3 protein-coding genes are annotated in these 1,733 nt (G+C 63.5%); all 3 read right to left on the reverse strand.

Going from position 1 to position 1,733, the window contains the following annotated elements:
- Positions 1–143: 143 nt before the first annotated feature.
- Positions 144–329: a TerB family tellurite resistance protein gene (locus tag B7L15_RS19250; protein WP_085920497.1), complete on the reverse strand. Its 186-nt coding sequence runs from the start codon at positions 327–329 to the stop codon at positions 144–146.
- A gap of 115 nt (positions 330–444) precedes the next feature.
- Positions 445–909, reverse strand: a complete 465-nt coding sequence (locus B7L15_RS19255) for a hypothetical protein (RefSeq protein ID WP_085920498.1) — start codon at positions 907–909, stop codon at positions 445–447.
- Positions 910–962: 53 nt separating this feature from the next.
- Entirely contained in the window at positions 963–1,541 is a 579-nt protein-coding gene (locus B7L15_RS19260) for a YqhA family protein (protein ID WP_023006438.1), read from the reverse strand.
- Positions 1,542–1,733: the final 192 nt, after the last annotated feature.

The following is a 1,733-nucleotide window of genomic DNA, read 5'->3' on the forward strand; positions in this document are numbered from 1 at the left end:
CGTCTTCAGGCCACGGACAGCCTCCAGGGCGACCTTGGCCTTCAGCTCCGGTGAGTGGGTGTTACGTTTCTGTTTCGACATCTCTGGTCCCTTCGAAATCGGCCTCGGCATATCTTAAACCAGTGTCTTGATTTCAGGGTCCACTATAGATGGTCGCGCAGCTGAGCGCGCAGGGTGTCGAGCTCCTCCGGCGTCACCTCGTAGTCGGCACGCATCACCTCGCAGAGCAGAGCCGCCGCGGCAAGCTCGAGGCTCGGCGCCTCGAGACCGGCACCACCCTCCCCCTCGGCGAGCATCTCCTGAAAGAATCGCTGGATATTGGCTAACACGGGTGTCTCCTTTCTCTTTGCTAAGGCTGGGACCTGCCAGCCGCTCTCGGGTTCGCCAGCCCGTCGAGGTCAGACCCCTAAGTAGATTGAGGGGTCTGACCCCAAGGGGGCGGGGTTAATCGCGGCAGCGCCAGCGTGCCAGCAGGGAGAGCAGCGCCAGGCCCAGCAGCGCCGCCGCCGTCCAGCCCACCACGTCGACAACCTGGGGGAATGATGCCGGCGCTTCCACCGGACGGTGCTGAAGGCCGAACACCACGACACGCCCCAGGGCATAGAGCATCAGTGCCAGGCTGGCCAGGGGTAACAGGGAGTGACGCGCCGCCAGCCAGCGGGTGAGTGCCCAGGGCTCGCTGGGCGTCTTGGCCGACTGCCGGGTGCTCGTCTTACGCGGGGTCGCCGCCTTGCTGGCGGCCGGCTTCCTCGCCGCAGGCTTGCGGGCTCGCGGCTTGCCCTTCGATTTGCCCGCCGCGGGGCCACCGCCCAACCAGCCCAAGGCAGCACGGCCCAGACGCCATAGCGCCCAGCCCAAGGTAAAGCTTACCGAGAGGGCGAGACCGCCCATCACCAGCACATACGCCATTGGCGATCCTTGTCGAACAACAAAAGGAGTATTGTGCCATAGCGTCGGCGAGCCTACTCCCGATGATGCTTGTGAGCGCGGCTCATCAGGTAGAGGGCCCCGGCCAGGGCCAGCACCGAGAGCGCCAGGTAGATGGCATCCAGCGGTGTCTCGAAGGTGATATCCACCACCGCGCGAAAGAACTCGATGATCACCGCCAGGATCACCACCCGGGCGATCTTGTCCTTGAGCTCATCGAAGGACGAGACATTGAAGGGGTTCGAGGCCGGGTGCGACTCGGCCGGTTCGATCGGCGACACGAACAGCCGATACACCCCCAGGCCGAAGATCAGCAGCACGATCGCCACCAGGTAGATGTCCACCGCCATCACCACGCTCGGCACCACCGTCTCGTGAATATCGGGCTGCCCGCCGACCAGGTAGTAGGTCGCGGCGGTCACGGTAAGCTTGAGAATATCCAGAGTACCGATGATGAACAGCACCAGTGCCCCCAGCAGGCTCGGCACCACCGCCAGCATCACCAGCAGCCGGCTGTTCCACAGGAAGCGCTCGAAGATGCGTTCATAGCGCTTGCCGCTGGTGGAAGGCACCGCTGTATCGGGTCGAGGTTCGGGAGGGGTGGGCTGGCTCATGAGGGCTCCTTGCGATAGTAGATCGAGGCCCAAGATAGCACTAAAGTGGACATCGTCAAGACAGAAAACGTCCCGATTTAAGTTATCGTCTCGGCCTTGGCTGCAGCTGCACAGCGCTGCCCTGTGTCATGGTCCTGAGCGGTGTCACGTTGATGACCAAAGTGATCGGGAATGGCGGCACCGCCGCCAGTC

The organism is Halomonas sp. CSM-2, from assembly GCF_002119345.1.
GTDB lineage: Bacteria > Pseudomonadota > Gammaproteobacteria > Pseudomonadales > Halomonadaceae > Vreelandella > Vreelandella janggokensis.

Excerpts from the sequence above, each read along its gene's own strand:
- B7L15_RS19255 (WP_085920498.1), bottom strand. The coding sequence starts at position 909 with ATGGCGTATGTGCTGGTGATGGGCGGTCTCGCCCTCTCGGTAAGCTTT.
- B7L15_RS19260 (WP_023006438.1), bottom strand. The coding sequence starts at position 1,541 with ATGAGCCAGCCCACCCCTCCCGAACCTCGACCCGATACAGCGGTGCCT.